This is a genomic window from Desulfarculaceae bacterium (genome assembly GCA_020444545.1).
Lineage (GTDB): Bacteria > Desulfobacterota > Desulfarculia > Desulfarculales > Desulfarculaceae > Desulfoferula.
Genome location: JAHLKT010000004.1, coordinates 466284 through 486657, shown reverse-complemented (window position 1 = coordinate 486657; position 20374 = coordinate 466284). Strand labels below are relative to the sequence as shown.

Here is a 20374-nt window from a genome sequence, read left to right as displayed (position 1 = left end):
TCATGAGCGAGCACAAGGTTTCTCTGGGACGCTACGAAAAGCCGTTGGAGTCGGTGCGCCGGGTGGTGGAGCTGTGCGGCGGCCTGGAGCGCGTCAGCCCCGGGGCCAAGGTCTTCATCAAGCCCAACATCGTGTTCTGGAGCACCACCGTCCAGTTCCCCAAGTGGGGAGTCATCACCACCAGCCGGGTCATCGAGGACCTGGTGGTGCTGCTCAAGGAGCATGGGGTGGATGACATCACCATCGGCGAGGGCATGGTGATCAACCGCCCCGGGGACGATGAAACCGCCAGCCACGCCTTCGAGACCCTGGGCTACAACAAGCTCAAGCAGCGTTACGGCATCCAGGTGGTCGACACCTACCGGCGCCCCTTCGACGAGGTGGACCTGGGCGACGGAGTGGTGCTCAATTTCAACCGCGACATCCTGCACAGCGACTTCGTGGTGGACGCGCCGGTGCTCAAGACCCATGCCCAGACCGTGGTAAGCCTGTCCATCAAGAACCTCAAGGGCACCATCGACATTAAGTCGCGCAAGCGCTGCCACAGCGCGGACCCGGAGAAGGACCTGCACTTTTGGATTTCGCGCCTGGCCGACAAAATGCCTCCCATCCTGGCGGTGCTGGACGGCATCTACACCTCCGAGTACGGGCCGGGCTTCGATGGGGTGATGCACCGTAGCGACATCCTGGCCGCCTCCTGGGATGCGCTCTCGGCCGACCTGGTGGGCAGCCGCCTGCTGGGCCACGATCCGGCCGGGGTGCCCTATCTGGCCCATGCCGCCCGGCGGCGCGGCCGCCCCACCGACCTGAGCGACGTGGAGGTGGTGGGCGAGCGCATCGAGGATTTGGCCAAACCCCACAAGTGGAGCTTCCCCTACAACGAGGAAGGCACCCTGCCTTTGCCCATGGCCAAGCGGGGCCTGGCCGGCATCAATTACTACAAATACGACACCAGCCTGTGCACCTACTGCTCGGCCATCAACGGCGCCTTGCTCCAGGCGGTGTTCGCAGCCTGGCGCGGCGAACCCTGGGGAGAGGTGGAGGTGCTCACCGGCAAGAAGATGCAGCCCCGGCCCGGGGCCAAGAAAACCATCCTGCTGGGCAAATGCATGTATCAGGCCCACAAGGACAACCCCGACATCCAGGAGATGATCCCGGTCAAGGGTTGCCCCCCCCAACCGGAGCAGGTCTTGAAGGCCCTGCACCAGGCGGGCATCATGGCCGATCCGGCCTTTTTCGCCAACCTGGACACCTTGCCCGGCAACTTCATGAAACGCTTCCAGGACCGGCCCGAGTTCGAGGAAGGCTTCTTCCGCATAAAATAAGCTCTTTTGGGCGCTCCGGTCTTCCGGCGCGCCCAAAAGAGCGCAAAAACGCTCCCGCGCCCCAATATTCCGCACCAAAAACAACGAGAGATGGGATCCAACTTGACAAGGAAAATTGCTGAGTGCTATTTTGTTGATGGTCATCAGCCAAAATTACATATGCCAAATTTTACTAACATTCGCCTCTTCCTTGCCGGAGCTGGAAAGGGTAAGCAAATGAAAAAACTAAAGATTAAGCGGCCACTCGAAGCGGCGGGCCAACAGGGGCCGCGCGGCGCGGGAGGAGAACCGGCGTATCGCCCGCTTGGGGCCGTTCCCGCCGTCAGGGGAGGGGACACCGTTGGCTGCTAAAACCCCGTCCAAGGGCCGCGGCAAGTCGGAAGAAGGCTTGGGAATTCTGCGGTATCGCCAGATAAAGAACAAAAACCTGGTCAAGAAGCGCCGGACCCAGATTCTGAGCGCGGCGCGCAAGCTTTTCACCAAAAAAGGCTACACCGGCACCACGGTCCAGGACCTTTGCGAGGAGTCGGGGGTCAACCCCGGCAGCCTTTACGACTACGTCCAGAGCAAGGACGACATCCTGCGCCAGCTCTTCAAGGAGATGATGGGGGAGGACTCGGAAACGCGGGCCGCCCTCACCCCCGATGGAGAGATCAAAGAGCTGGAGGCCATGCGCCCCTACATCCGCAAGATGTTCCTCCATTCCTGGGCCTACCATCCGGACCTCATCTCCCTGGCTTACCAGGAGACCCGGTTCCTGGACGGCGAAACCAAATCCGAGGTCATGTCCAACGACCTCCGTCTCATTGAGGACATGGCCGACACCATCGAAAAGGCCCTGGACCACGAAGTCGACCGGGAGCGCCTGGTGGTTATCGCCAGCCTGCTGGTCTATCTCTTCGGCTTCCTGCCCCTCAAGGGCTGGACCATCAAGGGGTTGGACCCGGACCTGGTCCTGGACGCCACGGTGGACTTTTTCGTCAAGGGAATGGAGTCGCTATAGAGCGCATGTCAGCGCCGCCGGTTTGGCCTGGGGAGGACAAGCCCGGCGGGCGCTTGGTGGATTGCACCATAAGGGGAACTCATAACTAAATAGGGGAGGGAATCATGAAAGTTATCAAACGGCATCTGCTCCTGGGCCTGGTTATCACCATGGCATTGGTGATCATGCAGGCCGGCGGGCTGGCCCGGGCCGCGGGCTTCGACGCCAAGGCGGTTTCGGATATGGCCGGTTTCGATCCGGCCAAGTTCGAAAATCCCACCGGCCCGGTGATCAAGATCGGCGTGCTGGCGCCCTTCAGCGGCCCCGCCGCCGTGGTGGGCCAGATATACTGGGCCACCGGCACCTGGGTGGCCACCGACATCAACCGCCGCGGCGGCATCAATGTCAACGGCAAGATGATGAAGATCGCCCTGATCAAGGGCGACACCATGGGCAAGCCGGCCACCACCAAGGAGATGGCCGACAAGATGTGCCTGGAGGAGAAGGTGGACGTGCTGTGGGGCACCGCGGGCAGCCACCTCACGGCCATCATTCAGGCCGCCGCCAAGAAGTACAAGAAGCTGCACCTGAACTCCGGCTCCCTGTCCGACACCCTGCTGGACGCCAAGCACTTCACGCCCTACAGCTTCCAGCACATCTGGACCACCACCTCGGTGGGCGACACCTTCGGCAAGTACTTCGCGGGCCGCAAGGAGCGCAAGTTCTACATCCTCAATCAGGACTACATCTTCGGCCATCAGCTGGCCGACGCCTTCAAGGCCGGCCTGAAGAAGTACGTGCCTGACGCCAAGATCGTGGGCGAGGATTATCACCCCTTGTTCAACAAGGACTTCGCCCCCTACATGACCAAGGTCAAGGCCTCCGGCGCCGAGGTGATCTTCACCGGCGACTGGATTCCCGACTCCTCCAACCTGATCAAGCAGTCGCGGCAGCTGGGCGTCAACCTGCCCATCGCCGGCATCTTCCTGGACGACGTCAACGCCCTGGTGGCGGTGGGCGTGAAGGGCTCCACCGGGCTGATCTTCGCCAGCGAGTTCCTGGACGCCAAGCAGGGTCCCCTCCAGGTCAAGTGGCACGCTTCCTGGAAGACCTGGCCGGCTCCTTACAACACCCCGCTCTATGAGTGGCTGGGCTCCACCACCGGGGCCTACGTGGAGTCGCTTTACTGGCTTCTGGACGTGATGGCTCGGGCCGGCAGCACCGACGCCCCCAAGGTCATCAAGGCCTGGGAGGGCGACGTGTGGACCGGCCTTCTCGGCGAGAAGCTCACCATGCGGGCCTGCGACCACCGCGTGGTGCGCGACACCTACGTCACCGAGTTCGTGTCGCCCAACATCTGGTACGACAAGTGCGCCTACATCGGCAAGGTGGAGACCATCCCCGCCAAGTACGTCACCCTGCCCGCGCCCAAGATCCCGGGCCGTTGCAAATAGGCGTCTGAGCGCTCTCACCACGCCTCGCCTTCCTGCTTCCGGCCGCTGGGCCGGAGGCGGAAGGCGGGGATTCCGATCAACAGGATTCGCGCAACTCAGAGAACCACTATGAGTCCTGAAGTGCAAATGTATCTGGCCCAGGGTATCCACGGGCTGGCCTACGGGATGCTCCTGTTCCTGGTGGCCTCGGGCCTAACCCTGATCTTCGGCATGATGGGCGTATTGAACATCGCCCACGCCTCTTTCTTCATGATCTCGGCCTATATCTGCGTCAGTGTGATGCAGGCCACCCACAGCTACTGGCTCTCCCTGCTCCTGGCCCCCCTGGGCACGGCCTTGCTGGGCATATTGGTGGAGCGCTTCATGCTTCGCCGGGTGCAGAAGTCCGGCCTGGGCCACGTGGCCGAGCTGCTGTTGACCCTGGGCATCGCCATCGTCGCCGGCGAGGCCATCAAGTTGATCTGGGGCACCGAGGGCCTGCAGGTCATGGCCCCGCCGTCCCTGGCCGGGCTGGTGAACATCTACGGCCTGGAGTACCCGCTCTACCGCCTCTACATCATCGGCCTGGCCCTGGCGGTGCTCTTGCTGCTGGCCCTGGTGCTGTTCAAGACCCGCCTGGGCACCATCGTGCGGGCCGCGGTGTCCGATCCCGGCATGGTCAGCGCCCTGGGGGTGAACACCGAAAGGGTGTTCATGCTGGTCTTCGGCCTGGGCACCTGGATGGCCGGGGTGGCCGGGGTGGCCGCCGCCCCCATCCTCACCGTCTTCCCCGGCCTGGCCGACCAGATAGGCATGGAGGCCTTCGTGGTGGTGGTGGTGGGCGGCTTCGGCAGCCTGTATGGAGCCCTGGTCGCCGCCCTGTTCTTCGGGGAGCTCAACTCCTTTGGGATTCAGTTCCTGCCCAAGCTCTCGCCGATCTTGATGTTCGCCTTCATGGCTCTGGTGCTTGCCTTCAAGCCGACCGGCCTGTTTGGAGACCGAGAATGAAGCGCAAACTATTTTGGATGGCGGCCGGCATCGCGGTGCTGGTGGTCTTCCCCTTCGTCTCCAACACCGTGCACACCAACCTGGCGGTGCGCCTGGCCATTGACGCCCTGTTTGCGGTCAGCCTGAACCTGCTGTTGTCCTTCACCGGGCTCCTTTCCTTTGGCCATGCCCTCTATTTCGGGGTGGGCGCCTACAGCGCCGCGCTGCTGCTCACCCACCTGGAAGGCATCCCGGTCTTGGCCGCGGCCCTGCTCAGCGGGGTGGCCGCCGCCCTGGTTGGGCTGGTGCTCAGCCCGCTGCTGGTCCGGGTGCGCGCCACGGCCTTTGCCATGCTCACCCTGGCCTTCGGCCAGCTCATGTATGTGCTCTGCTCCAAGTTTCGCGATGTGACCGGCGGCGAGGACGGCCTCATGGGCTGGGCCACCCCGCCCATGCACGTGCTGGGGCTGTTCACCTGGGACCTCACCACTCCCATGGGCATCTACTTCTTCGCGGTGGGCCTGTCCGTGCTGGGCATCCTGGCCATGTGGTATTTCACCAAGACGCCCATGGGCAGCGTGATGATCAGCATCCGCGACAACCAGAAGCGGGTGGACTACCTGGGCTACCGGGTGGAGATGACCAAGGCGGTCATCTTCTGCTTCTCCGGCTTTTTCGCCGGCCTGGCCGGGGCCATCTACGCCATCTTCAATAACCTGGTCTCCGTGGGCGGCGTGCTGGACCTGATCGTCTCCTTCCAGCCCCTCATGGCCATCCTGGTGGGCGGCATCGGCAGCTTCTCCGGCCCGGTCCTGGGCTCGGGCCTGCTCCTGCTCCTGGAGCAGGTGACCCAGGCCTACCCCGAGATGGCCCGCATGATCAGCGGGATCATCTTCATCCTGGTGGTGATGTACCTCCCCGGCGGCGCGGTCTGGTCCTGGGCGCGCCTGCGGGCCTGGTGGCTCAAGCGGGTTTACCTGCGCAAGGCAATGGGTGGCGGAGCATGAACATCCTGGAAACCAAGGACCTGTCCCACAGCTTCAAGGAGCTGCAGGTGCTCTCCAACGTGCAGCTGCAGGTGCGCCAGGGCGAGCGCCACGCCATCATCGGGCCCAACGGGGCAGGCAAGACCACCCTGTTCAACGTGATCACCGGCACCTACCACCCCACCGGCGGCAAGGTCTTCTTCAAGGGCCAGGACGTGACCGGGCTGGCGCCCTATCAACTGGCCCGCCAGGGGCTGGGGCGTTCGTTCCAGATCACCAGCACCTTTGAAAAACAAACCGTATTTCAGAACATTCGTATGGGGGTGATGTCCCGCCTAGGCATCAGGTTCGACTTTTGGCAGAGGGTGGGGGGAATTTCCCGGGTAGCCCGGGAAACCGACGAGGTGCTCGAGAGCATCGGGCTTCTGGAGGACCGGGACGTGCTGGCGGGCACCCTGTCCTACGGCAAGCACCGGGCCCTGGAGCTTTCCATGGCCCTGTCCATGAACCCCGATCTGGTGATGCTCGACGAGCCCACCGCCGGCATGTCCAAGGAAGAGACCCAGACCACGGTGGAACTGATCAAGCGGCTGACCGAGGGCAAGAGTATGGTGATCGTGGAGCACGACATGGACGTGGTCTTTTCCCTGGCCGACCGCATCACCGTGCTCTACCACGGCTCCATCCTGGTCTCCGGCCCTCCCGGGGAGATTCGCGAAAACCGCACCGTGCAAGAAGCTTATCTGGGCGACACGGAGTCTTTCCATGTTCTTTGAGGTGAGCGAACTCAACACTTATTACGGCCTGATCCACGCTCTGCAAAACGTCTCGCTGCGCGTGGGCCAGGGAGAGATCGTCTGCCTGCTGGGGCGCAACGGCATGGGCAAGAGCACCATCCTCAAATCCATCATGGGGCTGGTGGTGCCGCAGTCCGGGGCCATTAACTTCCAGGGCCAGGGCATCGCCAAGGCGCCTCCCCACAAGGTGGCCCGGGCGGGCATCGGCCTGGTGCCTCAGGAGCGGCGCATCTTCCCCACCCTTACCGTGGAGGAGAACCTCTTGATGGGGGTTAAGCCGGGCTGCCCGCCGCCCCCGGGCAGCGAGCCCTGGAACCTCAAGCGGGTCTACAAGCACTTCCAATCCCTGGAGCGGCGCAGCGGCAACAAGGGGGCCCATCTTTCCGGCGGCGAGCAGCAGATGCTCTCCATGGGCCGTGCCCTGATGGGCAATCCCCAACTGCTGCTGGTGGACGAGCCCGGCGAGGGCCTGGCCCCGCAGCTGGTGCGCGAGGTGTGCAAGGTACTGTTGCAGATCAACCAGGCTGGCGTGTCCATCCTGTTGGTGGAGCACAACCTCAAGGTCGCCCTTTCCCTGGCCCACCGCTGCTACCTGCTGGGCAAGGGCTTCGTCGGGTTCGAGGGCACCACCGCCGAGCTGGAGGCGCGGCCGGACATGTTGGCCAAGTACCTCGAGGTCTCCTGAGCCGTCCCGCGAGTGCTTCAAACCCCTGGACTAAGGGACAGGCGCGATAAATAGAAGGCAGCCGCCCTGGTCGGGGCGATTGCCCGAGTGCGCCCCTTCGCTTCCCCGCGAAATCAGGCAGCCACGTATGGCTATGCCTGCCTTAACCGCAAGGCATGGGAATGCGCCCCAGTGACGGTGGCCGGCCGGCAGGCGTGTCCTTGCTCCTCCCGGCAAAAATTATCCGTGGGTTTGTTAGCTGATTTCCGCCCCGCAACCAACCCAGTGGGCCTTCTGGCACACAACTAGGTCCAAGTTGTAAGTCTCAACGCGCCACTACTTCGCCTCTTTCCATGCCAATCCGCTGCATTGGCTCCCCGCCCAAAAACCACAATTGCCTATTGTTTGAGTCCGCGCGGGCCTGTTTGGCCGGCTAGGGCGTGGCCGCTTTTCGGCATTTTTCAGTGTTCCGGCAAAAGCCGTCTTGACAGGGGGAAAATGAGTATGCAAGTATCTTGTCTACCAGATTGTCGACAATCTGGTAATACACCTGAAACTACTTACCCTTACGGTTAGGTGTTCACGATATGGAAGCCATCCCGGATCGTCTCTACAAAGCCCTGCGCAAGGAAATCATCCTGGGACAGCTGATGCCCGGCGAGCGAATCACCGAAAACCAGTTGTGCCAGAGGTTCTCTTGCAGCCGCAGCCCGGTGCGCGAGGCCCTGCTGCGCCTCCAGAAGGAAGGCTTCGTGGAGGTGCTGCCCCGCCGGGGGGTCATGGTCACCAAGACCTCGCCCCAGGAGGTCTTCGACTATTACGGCCTACTCAAGGTGCTGGAGCGCAAGGCGGTGGAATGGGCCGCCCCCAACCTGACCGAAGAGGACTTGGCCGACCTGGAGGAGACCAACCAGGCCATGCGGGAGATCAAGGTGGACAGCCAGACCAGCATCGAGGACTGGGTCCGGCACAACCGGGACTTCCACCATCTTTTCCGGCTGCGTTGCGGCAACCTCAAGATGGACTGGCTGGCCGAGGAGGTTCGCTCCCGCATCACCCGCTTTCTCTACACCTCCCTGATGGTGCCGGCCTTTGACGATTACGTGGCCGACCATGCCCTGATCATCAAGCATCTGCGCCGGGGGGAGTTCCAAAAGGCGGGGGAGGTCATGGAAATGCATGTGGAGAGGGCCCAAGCGGTGCTGCTGCGCTTTTTTGGGCCCGAGGAAAACGGAGAGTAGCGAGATCCCGGTCCAGTGCCCCGAGGCGCCGGACCGTTTGCATCCCAGGCGCGCCAGACATCCCTGATCATCATCCTGAATGCGTCGCATTTAAAAGTCTGTTGGCTGTTGGCCCGTCCGCCTCGCTTGTACGCCAAGGCCGGGGCGGGAAACCGGGGAGCGGCAGGCCCGGAGCCGGGAACGCGCCCTGTCTCTTGAAGCCTTAACCACCGTTTCGGAAAGGATGATGATGCCATGTCGAAGAAGGACTTGACCCGTAGGCAATTCTGCAAAACCGCGGGCGCGGGTATCGCCGCTTTGGGGATGCTCGGCCAAATCCCCAGTCTGGCCTGGGCGGCCAAGAACTACACCTTTGGCTCGGCCAGCGCCTCGGGGTCCTGGTATCCCCTGGCCGTGGCCATGTCCAAGGTGATCAACGACAACGTGCCCGGATACAACGTCACCGGGGTGACCACTCCGGGGGCCTCGCGGGAGAACGTCCTGCGCATCGACCGTAAGGAAATGGAGTTCGGCTGGTCCACGGCCAACATGCTCTACAAGGCCTACAACGGCGCGGAGCCCTTCAAGGCCAAGCAAAAGGTCTTGGGGTGGTTCGCGGCCTATCCCGGCCTGTTCACCATAGCTGTGCGCAAGAGCCTGGGCATCACCGACATCTCCCAGCTCAAGGGGAAAAAGGTCGCCCTGGGCACTCCCGGCTCCATGACCATGATGGACAACGTTAAGCTCATCTTCAAGAACTGCGGCCTAGACGCGGACAAGGACCTGAAGCCCGAGTACATCCGCTTCCCGGACGCGGTGCAGAAGATGATCGACGGCCACATCGACGCCTGCTCCTACTTCATGGGCATCGGCGTGCCGGGCTTCGTTCAGCTGGCCGACTCGTCCGATGTGGTCTTCCTGCCCATCCCGCAGGCGGCCCAGGCCAAGATCCTCAAGCAGGACCCCTCCTACTTCATCGGTGAAATCCCCGCCGGCACCTACAAGGGCATGAACCGCCCCGTGGCCGCCGCCGGCATGGCCTACACCCTGGCCTGCGGCCCCTTCCTGAGCGACGAGTTCATGTACAAGGCCACCAAGGCGGTGTTCGAGAACTTGCCCTTCATCACCAGCGCCTCGGCCAACTTCAAGCAGACCAAGCTGGCGAATGTCTACAAGGGCATGCCCATCCCCGTGCATCCCGGCGCGGCCAAGTACTTCAAGGAAAAGGGCGTCACCCCCTAAACAGCTCCTAACGCGGGGCCGCCTTTCCCGCTGGAGGGAGGGCGGCCGCCTCCAGGGCAGCGGTCCGGGCCGGCGGGGCCCAGCGGGGCAAACACCTCCCTAGATGCACAAGGGGCATAGTCGGGTCATGATCGACAAACTCAACAAAGGCATCAACTGGTTCGTGATGATTCTGGCGGCGGCCCTGTCGGCGGTTTCGCTATACACCGCTTTTTTCGGGACCTTCGAGACCATGACCCAGAGGACCATGCACCTCGCGGTCATCGCGGTGATCGCTCTCTACGTGTACAAGCTCAAGTCGGCGGACCGGCGGCCCTGGCTCAACCTGACGGTCAATACGGCGCTGGCCGCGCTGATCGTGGCGGCCAACCTATACTTGCTGCTGAACTGGAAGGAGCTCTACATCTCGCCCTTCCTGGACAACACCGGCATGTTCATGGGCGTGGCGGCCATCATCATCCTGCTGGAGCTCACTCGCCGCGCAGTGGGCATGTCCCTGGCGGTCATCGTGATCTTGTTTTTGCTCTACACCTATTTTGGGGCCTACATACCGGGCTTCCTGGGGCACCGGGGCTATGGGGTGGAGCGCATCGTGGTGCAGGTGTTCGCGGGCACCGAGGGCATCTACGGCATACCCATCGGGGTATGCGCCACCATCGTCATCGTGTTCCTGATCTTCGGGGCCTTCCTGGACCGGGCCGGAGCCTCCAACGTGCTATTGAACCTGGCCACCTCGGTGGCCGGGCGCTACCGGGGCGGGCCGGCCAAGGTCTCCATCGCGGCCAGCGGCCTGATGGGCATGCTCTCGGGCAGCTCGGCGGCCAACGCCGCCACCACGGGCGCGGTCACCATACCCATGATGAAAAAGTCCGGGGTGTCGCCGGTGGTGGCCGGGGCCATCGAGGCGGTGGCCTCCTCGGGGGGCTACAAGACCCCGCCCATCATGGGGGCGGTGGCCTTTGTCATGGCCAACATGCTGGGAGTGGATTACGTGGACGTGTGCATCGCCGCGTCCCTGCCGGCCTTTTTTCACTACTTTGGACTGTTCCTCATGGTGGACTTCTACGCCGGACAGAGGGGGCTCTCCGGCCTGGCCAAAGAGAAAGTCCCCCACTTCTGGCCCGCGTTCAAGACCGGCGCGCCCTTCATGCTGCCGGTGGGCCTGTTGATCGTGCTCATGTCGCTAAAGTACTCGGCCATGTTCGCCTGCGCCTACTCCCTTTTGGCCCTGTGGCTGGTGGCCATCGTCTCGCGCACCCTGTCGCTCAAAAGCGTGTTCCTGGCCCTCAAGGACGGGGCGGTGCGCATGATCCCCATCACCGTGCCCTGCGCGGTGGCGGGCATCATCCTGGGCATACTCACCCTGACCGGCGCGGGCATGAAGCTCTCGGAGGTGATCAGCTTCCTGTCCCAGGGCAGCCTGTTCCTGACCCTGTTCTGGATCATGATCATCTCCATCGTGCTGGGCATGGGGCTGCCTCCGGTGGTTTCCTACCTGGTGCTGGCCGCCCTGGAGGCCCCGGCCCTGGTGAACCTGGGGGTGGCCCCCATGGCGGCTCACTTGTTCATCTTCTATTTCTGCGCCCTGTCGCTGATCACCCCGCCCATCTGCACCACCGCCTTCACCGCCGCGGCCATCGCCGGGGCCGACCCCATGAAGACGGGGTTGGAGGCGGTGCGCTTCGGCATCGTGCTATACACGCTTCCCTATTTGTTCGTGTACAGCCCGGCCCTGTTGTTCGACGGGAGCCTTCCCCAGACCATCCTGGTGTTCATCCAAGCCGGGGTGGGAGTTTTCGCCCTGGCCATCGGGGCCCAGGGGTTCTTCCTCAACCGGCTGGGTTGGGGCAAGCGGGCCATCTTCGTGGCCGCCTCCATTCTATTGTTCTGGCCCAGCCTGCTTCTATCCTTGGTCGGCGTGATCGCCATCGCGGTTATGCTGTTCAACGAGTGGCGTCAGCAGCAGCCCGTGGCCGTCGCCCAAAACGGGGCCGAAAGCTAACTACCGAGAGGAAAACATAATGAACCAAATGGAGATCAACCCGGCCAACTTCGACCTCTCCGGCAAGGTGGCCTTGGTCACCGGCTCCAGCCGCGGCCTGGGGCGCTATATGGCCGTGGGTTTGGCCCACGCCGGGGCCGCGGTGATGGTGACCTATCGGGGCTCCCGCGAGGACGGCGAGGATACCCGCCGCCAAATACAGGACCTGGGCCGCAAGGTGGGCCTGGCCCGTTTGGACGTGACCGACGTGGCCTCCATCCGCTCTGTGGTGGGCCAAGCGGTGGATGAGCTGGGCGGGTTGGACATCATGGTCAACAATGCCGGCATCAACGTGCGCCAGCCCGCCCTGGAGCTGGACACCGCTGACTTCGACGCGGTGATGGCGGTTAACCAGCGGGGGACCTACTTCGGCTGCCAGGCCGCCGCCCAGGTGATGGCGGAACGCGGCGGCGGCAAGATAATCAACCTGGCCTCGGCCGCCGCCTTTTTGGTGCGCAAGGGCCTGGCCATGTCCCCCTATGCCATGAGCAAGGCGGCCATAGTCATGCTCACCAAGGCTCTGGCCGCCGAGTGGGCCGAGCTGAACATCAACGTCAACGCCTTGGCGCCCGGTTACTTCGCCACCCCCCTGACCGCCGCGCCCCTGGCCGACCCGGAGGTGCACGCCCGCATCGTGGCCAACACCCCCATGGGGCGGGTGGGCCAGGCGGCGGACATAGTGGGGGCGGCGGTGTTCCTGGCCTCCTCGGCCTCGGACTACATCACCGGGCAAACCTTGTGCCTCGATGGCGGCCGGACGGTTTTGTAACGGCGCGGGAGAGAAAGCAAGCATCATGGCGATACCGGAATTCGTGAAAGCCCAGGCCGCCAAGTTCGGCCAGCGCACCTACCTCCTCGGCGAGGGCGGGCCCATCTCCTACGCCAAGTTCGACCGGGTCACCGACCGGCTGGCGGTTCGCCTGGCCGGGCTGGGCCTGGAGCCGGGCGAGCGGGTGGCCACCCTGCACCCCAACAGCCCCCAGCTCCTGCTGGCCTACTTCGCCATAATCAAGGCCGGCGGGGTGGTGGTGCCGGTGAACCCCTTGTACACGGCCCGCGAGATCGCCCACATCCTGGGAGACTCGGGAGCCCGCATGGTTTTAGCCCATCAGGACTGGGCCGCCCGCCTGGACGAGCTGGAGGGCGGGGCGCCCGAGGTGCGCACGATCATAATCCGGCGCATCGGGGAAAGCCTGGAGCAGGCCCTGGCCAGGGCCTGCCCCGAGCCGCTGCCCGACTGGGCCCCGCCGGCCATGAGCCCGGACACGCCCGCCCTGACCTTTTACACCTCCGGCACCACCGGCAAGCCCAAAGGAGTGGTGCTCACCCACCGCAACCTCACTTTCGGCGGGCCCAACGTGGCCCAGAGTTACGGGCTCCGGGCCGAGGACGTCACCCTGGCCGCCCTGCCCATGGTGCATATCTTCTGCATCGCCAGCCCCTTCATGGGCGCCTTTAGCTCCGGCGGCGGTGTGGTGGTGGTGGACGGCTTCAAGAGCGATCAGGTGTTGGCGGCCATCGCGGAGCACCGGGTCACCTGGTTCCCCGGGGTGCCCACCATGTTCACCTACCTGCTCAATACCCTGGACGAGAGCAAGCACGATGTGAGCTCGCTGCGCATGGGGCTTTCCGGCGGGGCCTCGCTGCCGGTGGAGCTGCTCCGGCAATGGGAGCAGCGCTTCGGGGCCGAGATCATCGAGGTCTACGGGCTCACCGAGTCCACCGGCCTGGTCACCGGCAACCCTGTCTACGGCAGGCGCAAGCCCGGCTCCATCGGCATCAACGTATCCGGGGTGGACGCCCGCCTGGTGGACGAGCAGGGGGCCGAGGTGCCGGTGGGGCAGGTGGGGCACCTCGTCTTCCGGGGGCCCAACGCCACCAAGGGCTATCACAACCTGCCCGAGGTCACCGCCGAGCGCATCAAGGACGGCTGGGTCTACACCGGGGATCACGCCTTTCGCGACGAGGATGGCTATTACTTCCTGGTGGGACGCGAGGCCGAACTGATCATTACCGGTGGTTACAACGTGTACCCCCGGGAGATCGAGGAGGTGCTCTACGCCTGCCCTCTGGTCAACGAAGCGGCGGTGATCGGCGCGCCCCATCCCAGCAAAGGCGAGGTGCCCAAGGCCTTCCTGGCTCTCAAGGAGGGCGCGTCCCCGGACGAGGAGGCCATCCTGGCCCACTGCCGCCGGTCCTTGGCTTCCTACAAGATACCGGTGATCTGTTTCATGGATGAGTTGCCCAAGAACCCGACCGGCAAGATCATGAAAAAGGATCTGCCCATCAGCTGACCAGCCATATCCCCGCCGCCCTTCGGGCCGTTCGGCTGCCCGGCGGCGGCGAACAGGAGTTTCCCATGGACCTGATGCTTTCCAGCCAGGAAAAAGATTTCGCCGCGTCTTGCCGCGAATTCGCCCGCGAAAAGCTGCTCCCCCTGGCCCAAAAATACGGCGAGACCGACGAGGTGCCCCGCGAGATGGTGGAGGCCATGGCCAAGGCGGGGCTCTTCGAGTTGCTCCTGCCCGCGGACCTGGGCGGGCCGGGTGTCAAGGCCCTGCCGCTGAGCCTGGCCCGGGAGGCCTTTGCCGGGGTGTGGTGCCCGGCCGACGTTACACTGGCCATGCAGGGCCTGGGCTCCTTTCCCATCACCCTGGCTGGCTCCCCGGCCCAGCGGGAACGCTATCTGCCCGCCGTGGCCCGGGGCGAGAAGCTGGCCACCTTCGCCCTGACCGAGCCGGGCGCGGGCAGCGACGTCAACGGCATCGAATCCCTGGCCGAGCCAGTGGAGGGCGGCTGGCGGCTCAACGGCCAGAAGGTCTTTATCTCCAATGGCTACGCGGCCGACTTTCTGGTGACCTTCGTGCGCACCCCCCAGCCGGAAAATCCGCGCGCCCTGTCGGCCTTTATCCTGGACAAGGGCATGGATGGCCTGAGCGTGGCCGAACGCTTGCAGGTGATCGCCCCCCACGACCTGGCCCGCTTGCGTTACGAGAACGTCTTCGTGCCTTCGGAGAACCTGCTGGGCGAGGTGGGCGGCGGCTTCAAGATCGCCATGCAGACTCTGGAGCTGCTGCGGGTCACGGTGGGCGCGGCCGCGCTGGGCATCGGCCAGGCGGCCTTGGACGCCACCCTGGCCTACACCCGCAAGCGCCGCCAGTTCGGCTCGGCCCTGTCGGACTTCCAGGGCAGCCGCTTCAAGCTGGCCGAGATGGCCACCGAGCTCGACGCGGCCCGGGGCCTGGTCTACCGGGCGGCCATTTCCAAGGACCGGGGCCTGCCCGGAGCGGCCAAGAAATCCTCCATGGCCAAGCTCTATGCCACCGAGGCCGCCTTTCGGGTGGTGGACCAGGCGGTGCAGCTGCACGGCGGGGTGGGGGTGAGCCGGGGCTCCATCCCCGAGCGGCTATACCGCGAGATAAGGGCCCTGCGCATTTACGAGGGAACCACGGAAGTGCAAAAGCTGGTCATCGCCCACCATCTGCTGGCCGAGGCCGAGCGGGCCAACTAAGCAAAAAGGAACCAACCATGGACCCCAAGGCCATTTCAGAGCTGGTCAAGACGGGCAAGGTCTACGACCTGGGCATGGACTACTACGTGGGTATGCCCCACCACCCCAACCATCCCCCCTTCACCTTCTCCCTGACCAAGGTGCACGGCGACATGATGTACCCCGAGGGAGTCAGCGCGGCCAACTGCCTGTTCTCCACCGGCGGCCACACCGGCACCCACATGGACGCCCACGGCCACATCGCGGTGGAGCACCAGGTCTACGGAGTGGGAGACATCACCCCGCATCAGGACTACGAGGGCCTGCGCGAGGCGGGCATCGACAAGGTGGCACCGGTGGTGAGCCGGGGGGTGTGCCTGGACATCGCCGGGCTGCATGGGGTGGAGGTCCTGGGCAATGAGCACGGCGTGGGCCGCGAGGACCTGGAGCAGGCCTGCGCCCGCCAGGGAGTGGATCTGCGCCCCGGCGATGCGGTGCTCATCCGCACCGGCTGGATCCGCTACTTCTCCGAGGCCCGCAAGTACATCGCCCACCACGAGGGCTGCCCCGGCCTGGTGGAGAGCGGGGCCGCGTGGGTGGTGGAAAAGGGCGCGGCCATCGCCGGGGGCGACACCGTGGCCCTGGAGCGGACCCCGGCCCACTCCCTGCCGGTGCATCAGATCCTCTTGGTGCAAAACGGCATTCACATCATCGAGGCCATGAACCTGGACGAGCTGGCCGCCGCCGGGGTGAGCGAGTTCTTGTTCATGGTTTCGCCCCTGAAGATACGGGGCGGGACCGCCTCGCCGGTGCGGCCGGTGGCCGTGGCCTGAGCAAGGGAGACTGAGCATGCAAGCCATACTGTTGAGCGAGTTCGGCGGGCCGGAGGTCATGCGCCTGGGAGAGGCCCCGCAACCGGCCCTCAAGGAGCGCGAGGTGCTGGTCAGGGTGCGGGCCGCGGGGGTCAACCGGGCCGACACCCTGCAACGCAAGGGCCTGTACCCGCCGCCGCCGGGCGAGAGCGAGATCATGGGCTTGGAGCTGGCAGGTAAGGTGGCCGCCTTGGGGCCGGGCTGCACCCAGCGCGCCGTGGGCGAGAGGGTATTCGGCATCGTGCCCGGCGGGGGCTACGCCCAGTACGCGGCCATGGACGAGCGCCTGGCCATGCCCATTCCCGAGGGCCTTGAGTTTGAGCAAGCCGCGGGCATGGCCGAGGTGTTCCTCACCGCTCACCAGGCCCTGTTCTGGCTGGCCGGGCTTGAGTCCGGGGAATGGCTGCTCCTGCACGCCGGGGCCTCGGGGGTGGGCACGGCGGCCACCCAGCTGGCCCGCGAGGCCGGAGCCCGGGTGATGGTCACCGCCAGCTCGGAGGATAAGCTGGCCACCTGCCGCTCCCTGGGAGCCGAAGTGGGTATCAACTATAAGGAGCGGGACTTCGTGGCCGCGGCCAAGGAGGCCACGGACGGCGCGGGCCCGGCGGTGGCCATCGACTTCATCGGCGGGGATTATTTTCAGCGCAACCTGGAGACCCTGGCCACGGACGGGCGCATGGTCATGCTGGCCACCATCGCCGGGGGCGAGGCCGAGAAGGTGAACCTGCGCCTGATCCTGGTCAAGCGTCTTAAGGTGATGGGCTCCACCCTGCGGGCGCGTTCTCTGGCTTATCGCGGCGGGCTTACCGCCGATTTCAGCCGGCGCTGGCTGCCTCTTTTCAGCCAGGGACGGCTCCGGCCGGTGATCGACCAGGTCTATCCCTGGGAGCAGGTGTCACAAGCCCACCGGCGCATAGAAGCCAACCTCAACACCGGCAAGATCATCCTGAGGGTGGAGTGAGGCAAAAACCCCGGCCCGCGCTACCTTAGTTTGTCATCAAAACATGCGGTCAATTTAATCTGCCGGCTACTCTTTGCAAAGCCAGCCTCTCTGAGAAAGTCCATTGGCCACGGGAAAAATCCGTGGGGATCCACCGCAGCGTCCTCGCCCCCATCTCTTACCTCAATGTCGGATTTGAGGGATGGCCGTCCTTTCAAATTATGTACTAGGGGCCGGGTTGGGGGTCGGGGGGTCGATCAAGGCCAAGCGGCTGGACCGACAGGGGAAATCAAAGTGAAGCCTCGAATAAGCTTTTGTTATTAATTACTAAAAACGGGCGGACCAGGCAGGGGGCGCCGCACGGACAAACCAAATTGTAATTGACCGGGACGGGCCCGGTGGCTTACCATGCCAATACTCTACGAGGACTGTTTGGTCATCAAGTCTAGATTGTCCATGAAGCTCAGGCACTTGCTGAGCTTGGGTGTTGGGGGCATCGCTGAACGACTCAACGGGATGTCTAGATCGACGACCATGTGAATCCGCAACTGGGAAACGATCGGGCCCGGTGCCCGATTAAAGCAGGCATAATCCTCCTTGCACGGCCCAACTCACACTGAATTTACACCTTAGATAAGGAGCCCCAAGCGATGGAAACGCACAACACACCTTGAAAGACCTCTAGGGTCTTTGCATCCGGATCGGCGTATCGCCAGCCCCGGGAGCAAGGAACATGTTGCAACAAATGGATAGTTTACCTGTCCCGATTTTGACCGACGTATTGGACGTGATCAGTACGTCGAATGAATCTTTGGATTCAAGGCTGGTAAGAGAGAAAACCCTCGACGCCCTCTTTCGCACCATCCGTTCGCAAGGCGCCATATTCTTCCTGCCGGACGGCAACGGGCGGTACACCCACATAACCCTGAAAAACCTCGATAAGGATTATTGCGAATACTATAAAAATCGTTTTTACATGTTCGATCCCCTGAATCTCACCAAAAACCTGATTATTACCAATCCCTCTGACAGCCGAGAAAAAGTGTTCAGTTATGATTCGTACTTGGACACCGAATATTACAACGACTTCCTCAGGCCGCAGAAGATCCACCACAAGCTCGTAGTCAACTTGGTCGCGGAAAGAGAATTGTTCGGCCGGGTTGTCCTGACCAGGCCCCGCCGCTCCAACAGCTTCACCAGCAAGGAAATCCTCACGGTCAGGACCATCGTTCCCTATCTGGCCCACGCCCTGGCCCACAACAACCTGCGCCGCAAGATTAAGCTCAAGGGCACCGTGCTGGAATACATCGAGAAGCAGTCCTCCATCGGAATGCTTCTGCTGGATGAAAGCCTGCAAATCGTCTACAGCAACGAAAAGGCGGAAGAGGCGGTGGGCAACCTGACCCTGTCGCGGCCGGTCTTCAGGCGCAACCTGCAACTCCCGCCCCAACTGCTAAAGGTCTGCCGAGAGATCAAGCCCATAATGGACAACCGCCGGGAAGGCGGCGCGCCGCCGGTCAAGCAGAGCACCATTCAGGGGTGCGACGGGAGCAACTTCTCCGTGACCATCAGGCTCCTGGATCAAAGGTTGGGCTGGGAAGACTCCCGTCTGCTCATGGTCTCCATAGAGGAAGAACAGTCAGCGGAAGAAAAGCTCGCGGCCAAGATCGATCCAGATCATCTGCAAAAAGAGCTTCACCTGAGCCGTAGGGAGATAGAGGTGGTGGAGCTAGTCTTCCTGGGGCTGAAAAACGCCGAGATCGCCGAGAAGCTGTTCGTCAGCGAGGTGACGGTCAAAAAGCACTTGCAGAACATCTACGAGAAGGTGGGCGTCAACAACCGCACCACCCTGGTCAACCGTATCCTGGCCTCCTAGGCCGCCCCGCCGCGCCTCGTCCGGCCTCCCGGTTGCCCCTCGCCCCTTTCGGGGCTTTTCAGCCTATTAGCCTTTGATTCCGGCTTCTTCTCCCGCACGGCCCCGGTGCGGACCTTTTGCGCCATTCCGGCGGTCATTTCCAGTTTACCGCATATATATCGTCAAATTCCGCGGTGCCTTTTCCACCGGGCCCCAGAATTCACCTTTCGTATAATAGACGCGCCTGATTTCGATTTACTACCGTAACCCAACATCGCGCGAAGCCCCCGCGCCATGGCCGTTCCCGCCGCCTTATCGGGCGCGCCCGGCCATGCCAGGGGTTCTCGCGGTTGGTAAGCAATCCGCCAACGGTAGGAGGGAGACATGGAAATCAGGGCCGCTGTCACGTATGAACCATCGTCGGAATTCAAGATCGAGCAAGTAGAGCTCAGTGATCCTCAAGACAACGAAGTCCTGGTGCGCATAGCCGCGGTCGGAATCTGCCACACCGACCTGGCCGCCCGGGACCAGCACCTGCCCATCCCGCTGCCCTCGGTGCTGGGGCACGAGGGTGCCGGCGTGGTGGAAAAGGTGGGCGCGCGGGTGACCAAGGTCAAGCCCGGCGACCACGTGGCCATTTCCTGGATGAGCTGCGGGGGCTGCCCCTCCTGCCAGTCCGGCCAAGACCCCTACTGCCACAACTTCCTGGGGCTCAACTTCGGCGGCGCCCGGTCCAACGGGACCACCACCCTCAATCAGGGCGACACGGTCATCCACGGCAACTTCTTCGGGCAGTCCACCTTTGCCGAGTACGCCCTGGCCGAAGAGTGCAACGTGGTCAAGGTGCCTGACGACGTGCCCCTGGAGATCCTGGGGCCCATGGGCTGCGGCATCCAGACCGGCGCGGGCGCGGTGATCAACGCCCTCGAGGCCCGGCCCGGCAGCTCCATCGCCGTCTTCGGCGTGGGTCCGGTGGGCATGAGCGCGGTGCTGGCCGCGGTGGTCTGCGGCTGCACCACCATCATCGCGGTGGACCTGAGCCCCGAGCGCCTCAAGATGGCCGAGGAGCTGGGCGCCACCCACACCATCAACCCCGGCGAGACCGACCCGGTGCAGACCATTCTGGACATCACCGGCGGAGGCCCCAACTACAGCCTGGAGTGCGTGGGCAACCCGGCGGTGTTCCGCCAGGCGGTGGACGTGCTGCCCCTGTTGGGCGTGTGCGGCCTCTGCGGCGTGGTGCCCCCGGGCACCGAAGTCACCCTGAACATGGACCTGATCATGAACGGCCGCACCGTGCGGGGCATCATCGAGGGCGACGCCATCCCCGACCTGTTCATTCCCCAGCTCATCGAGCTCTACCGCCAGGGCCGCTTCCCCTTTGACCGCATGATCACCTTCTACCCCTTCGAGGAAATCAACAAGGCGGTGGAAGACATGGAAAAGGGCCTGGTCATCAAGCCGGTTCTGAAGCTGGGCAAATAAGACGACAGACCCGAAGCCCCGCCGGCCGGCTCTGCCGGGGGGCGGCCAGGGTCGA

General features: G+C 63.7%; 17 protein-coding genes. All 17 read left to right on the top strand.

The genetic code is table 11. The features are described from left to right. Positions 1 to 2: 2 nt before the first annotated feature. The 17 genes from KQH53_14025 to KQH53_13945 all read left to right on the top strand — a co-directional run bounded on the left by KQH53_14025 (position 3) and on the right by KQH53_13945 (position 20319). Entirely contained in the window at positions 3 to 1325 is a 1323-nt protein-coding gene (locus tag KQH53_14025) for a DUF362 domain-containing protein (protein ID MCB2227793.1), read from the top strand. A gap of 388 nt (positions 1326 to 1713) precedes the next feature. Further along, positions 1714 to 2328 carry a TetR/AcrR family transcriptional regulator gene (locus KQH53_14020; GenBank protein MCB2227792.1) on the top strand — a complete coding sequence of 205 codons (615 nt, stop codon included), beginning with the start codon at positions 1714 to 1716 and terminating at the stop codon, positions 2326 to 2328. A gap of 104 nt (positions 2329 to 2432) precedes the next feature. After that, positions 2433 to 3761 carry an ABC transporter substrate-binding protein gene (locus tag KQH53_14015; protein MCB2227791.1) on the top strand — a complete coding sequence of 443 codons (1329 nt, stop codon included), beginning with the start codon at positions 2433 to 2435 and terminating at the stop codon, positions 3759 to 3761. 108 nt (positions 3762 to 3869) lie between these two features. Beyond that, entirely contained in the window at positions 3870 to 4748 is an 879-nt protein-coding gene (locus KQH53_14010; GenBank protein MCB2227790.1) for a branched-chain amino acid ABC transporter permease, read from the top strand. Continuing rightward, positions 4745 to 5734: a branched-chain amino acid ABC transporter permease gene (locus KQH53_14005; GenBank protein ID MCB2227789.1), complete on the top strand. Its 990-nt coding sequence runs from the start codon at positions 4745 to 4747 to the stop codon at positions 5732 to 5734. Before KQH53_14010 ends, KQH53_14005 begins: the two co-directional genes overlap by 4 nt. Further along, positions 5731 to 6489, top strand: a complete 759-nt coding sequence (locus tag KQH53_14000) for an ABC transporter ATP-binding protein (GenBank protein ID MCB2227788.1) — start codon at positions 5731 to 5733, stop codon at positions 6487 to 6489. Before KQH53_14005 ends, KQH53_14000 begins: the two co-directional genes overlap by 4 nt. Continuing rightward, complete coding sequence (locus KQH53_13995; protein MCB2227787.1) at positions 6479 to 7195, top strand: ABC transporter ATP-binding protein; 717 nt, start codon at positions 6479 to 6481, stop codon at positions 7193 to 7195. The genes KQH53_14000 and KQH53_13995 overlap by 11 nt, the downstream gene beginning before the upstream one ends. 566 nt (positions 7196 to 7761) lie before the next feature. Then, positions 7762 to 8415 (top strand): GntR family transcriptional regulator, encoded by a 654-nt coding sequence (locus KQH53_13990; protein MCB2227786.1) that lies wholly within the window; start codon positions 7762 to 7764, stop codon positions 8413 to 8415. 234 nt (positions 8416 to 8649) lie between these two features. Beyond that, entirely contained in the window at positions 8650 to 9636 is a 987-nt protein-coding gene (locus KQH53_13985; protein MCB2227785.1) for a TAXI family TRAP transporter solute-binding subunit, read from the top strand. Between the two features lie 127 nt (positions 9637 to 9763). Beyond that, on the top strand, positions 9764 to 11638 hold the full coding sequence (locus tag KQH53_13980; GenBank protein MCB2227784.1) for a TRAP transporter fused permease subunit: 1875 nt from the start codon (positions 9764 to 9766) through the stop codon (positions 11636 to 11638). Between the two features lie 19 nt (positions 11639 to 11657). Beyond that, on the top strand, positions 11658 to 12446 hold the full coding sequence (locus KQH53_13975) for a glucose 1-dehydrogenase (GenBank protein ID MCB2227783.1): 789 nt from the start codon (positions 11658 to 11660) through the stop codon (positions 12444 to 12446). A gap of 25 nt (positions 12447 to 12471) precedes the next feature. Continuing rightward, complete coding sequence (locus tag KQH53_13970) at positions 12472 to 13971, top strand: long-chain fatty acid--CoA ligase (GenBank protein MCB2227782.1); 1500 nt, start codon at positions 12472 to 12474, stop codon at positions 13969 to 13971. A gap of 65 nt (positions 13972 to 14036) precedes the next feature. Continuing rightward, positions 14037 to 15188 carry an acyl-CoA dehydrogenase family protein gene (locus KQH53_13965; protein MCB2227781.1) on the top strand — a complete coding sequence of 384 codons (1152 nt, stop codon included), beginning with the start codon at positions 14037 to 14039 and terminating at the stop codon, positions 15186 to 15188. Between the two features lie 17 nt (positions 15189 to 15205). After that, positions 15206 to 16000 (top strand): cyclase family protein, encoded by a 795-nt coding sequence (locus KQH53_13960; GenBank protein ID MCB2227780.1) that lies wholly within the window; start codon positions 15206 to 15208, stop codon positions 15998 to 16000. A gap of 16 nt (positions 16001 to 16016) precedes the next feature. Then, positions 16017 to 17000 carry an NAD(P)H-quinone oxidoreductase gene (locus tag KQH53_13955; GenBank protein ID MCB2227779.1) on the top strand — a complete coding sequence of 328 codons (984 nt, stop codon included), beginning with the start codon at positions 16017 to 16019 and terminating at the stop codon, positions 16998 to 17000. Positions 17001 to 18042: 1042 nt separating this feature from the next. Further along, positions 18043 to 18855: a helix-turn-helix transcriptional regulator gene (locus KQH53_13950; GenBank protein ID MCB2227778.1), complete on the top strand. Its 813-nt coding sequence runs from the start codon at positions 18043 to 18045 to the stop codon at positions 18853 to 18855. Positions 18856 to 19218: 363 nt separating this feature from the next. Next, complete coding sequence (locus KQH53_13945) at positions 19219 to 20319, top strand: NAD(P)-dependent alcohol dehydrogenase (protein MCB2227777.1); 1101 nt, start codon at positions 19219 to 19221, stop codon at positions 20317 to 20319. Positions 20320 to 20374: the final 55 nt, after the last annotated feature.

What these genes read in the sequence shown, in the direction of transcription:
- KQH53_14010 (MCB2227790.1), top strand. Translation starts at nt 3,870, where the DNA reads ATGAGTCCTGAAGTGCAAATGTATCTGGCCCAGGGTATCCACGGGCTG.
- KQH53_13965 (MCB2227781.1), top strand. Translation starts at nt 14,037, where the DNA reads ATGGACCTGATGCTTTCCAGCCAGGAAAAAGATTTCGCCGCGTCTTGC.
- KQH53_14015 (MCB2227791.1), top strand. Translation starts at nt 2,433, where the DNA reads ATGAAAGTTATCAAACGGCATCTGCTCCTGGGCCTGGTTATCACCATG.
- KQH53_13995 (MCB2227787.1), top strand. Translation starts at nt 6,479, where the DNA reads ATGTTCTTTGAGGTGAGCGAACTCAACACTTATTACGGCCTGATCCAC.
- KQH53_13960 (MCB2227780.1), top strand. Translation starts at nt 15,206, where the DNA reads ATGGACCCCAAGGCCATTTCAGAGCTGGTCAAGACGGGCAAGGTCTAC.
- KQH53_13945 (MCB2227777.1), top strand. Translation starts at nt 19,219, where the DNA reads ATGGAAATCAGGGCCGCTGTCACGTATGAACCATCGTCGGAATTCAAG.
- KQH53_13955 (MCB2227779.1), top strand. Translation starts at nt 16,017, where the DNA reads ATGCAAGCCATACTGTTGAGCGAGTTCGGCGGGCCGGAGGTCATGCGC.
- KQH53_13980 (MCB2227784.1), top strand. Translation starts at nt 9,764, where the DNA reads ATGATCGACAAACTCAACAAAGGCATCAACTGGTTCGTGATGATTCTG.
- KQH53_13990 (MCB2227786.1), top strand. Translation starts at nt 7,762, where the DNA reads ATGGAAGCCATCCCGGATCGTCTCTACAAAGCCCTGCGCAAGGAAATC.
- KQH53_13975 (MCB2227783.1), top strand. Translation starts at nt 11,658, where the DNA reads ATGAACCAAATGGAGATCAACCCGGCCAACTTCGACCTCTCCGGCAAG.
- KQH53_14000 (MCB2227788.1), top strand. Translation starts at nt 5,731, where the DNA reads ATGAACATCCTGGAAACCAAGGACCTGTCCCACAGCTTCAAGGAGCTG.
- KQH53_13970 (MCB2227782.1), top strand. Translation starts at nt 12,472, where the DNA reads ATGGCGATACCGGAATTCGTGAAAGCCCAGGCCGCCAAGTTCGGCCAG.
- KQH53_13985 (MCB2227785.1), top strand. Translation starts at nt 8,650, where the DNA reads ATGTCGAAGAAGGACTTGACCCGTAGGCAATTCTGCAAAACCGCGGGC.
- KQH53_14005 (MCB2227789.1), top strand. Translation starts at nt 4,745, where the DNA reads ATGAAGCGCAAACTATTTTGGATGGCGGCCGGCATCGCGGTGCTGGTG.
- KQH53_14025 (MCB2227793.1), top strand. Translation starts at nt 3, where the DNA reads ATGAGCGAGCACAAGGTTTCTCTGGGACGCTACGAAAAGCCGTTGGAG.